The organism is Cupriavidus sp. L7L (assembly GCF_004353535.1).
GTDB lineage: Bacteria > Pseudomonadota > Gammaproteobacteria > Burkholderiales > Burkholderiaceae > Cupriavidus > Cupriavidus oxalaticus_A.
On sequence record NZ_SMNY01000122.1, the window covers coordinates 1 to 737 of the forward strand.

General features: G+C 66.8%; 2 protein-coding genes. Both read left to right on the forward strand.

The genetic code is table 11. The features are described 5' to 3' along the window. Positions 1–499, forward strand: a 499-nt coding sequence (locus tag E1J61_RS36210; protein WP_133096727.1) for an ABC transporter ATP-binding protein, incomplete at its 5' end; no start/stop codon positions are given. A 25-nt stretch (positions 500–524) separates the two neighbouring features. After that, a partial coding sequence (locus E1J61_RS36215) for an ATP-binding cassette domain-containing protein (RefSeq protein WP_133098558.1) occupies positions 525–737 on the forward strand: 213 nt, incomplete at its 3' end.

The following is a 737-nucleotide window of genomic DNA, read 5'->3' on the forward strand; positions in this document are numbered from 1 at the left end:
GTTCCCGCACCTGACGGTGATGGAGAACGTGCGCATCGGGCTGCAGCGACAGCTTGGCACCGCGTACCAGTTCTGGCGCAGCGAGCGCTCGCTCGATGTGCTCAACGACCGCGCCATGGAGCTGCTCGAGCAGGTGGGGCTGACCGAGTTCGCGTACACGCTGACGGTGAACCTGCCGTACGGGCGCAAGCGCGCGCTGGAGATCGCCACCACGCTGGCGATGGAGCCGGAGCTGATGCTGCTCGACGAGCCCACGCAGGGCATGGGCCACGAGGACGTGGACCGCGTCACGCAGCTGATCAAGAAGGTCTCCGCCGGCCGCACCATTTTAATGGTCGAGCACAACATGAGCGTGGTCTCGTCGATCGCCGACAAGATCACCGTGCTGCAGCGGGGCGCGATCCTGGCCGAGGGGCCTTACGCCGAGGTGTCGAAGGACCCGCGCGTGATGGAGGCCTACATGGGCACGGCCGATGCCGAGCTGCAGGGCGCGCACTGAAGCGGGGGATGAGCAAATGAGTACGATCAGCACGAACAACACTCCCGCCCTCGAAATCAAGGGCCTGCAGGCCTGGTACGGCGAATCGCACATCCTGCACGGCGTCGACCTCACGGTGAACCGCGGCGAAGTGGTGACGCTGCTGGGCCGCAACGGCGCCGGGCGCACCACCACGCTGCGCGCGATCATGGGCCTGACCGGCGCGCGCAAGGGCTCGATCAAGGTCAACGGCAACGAG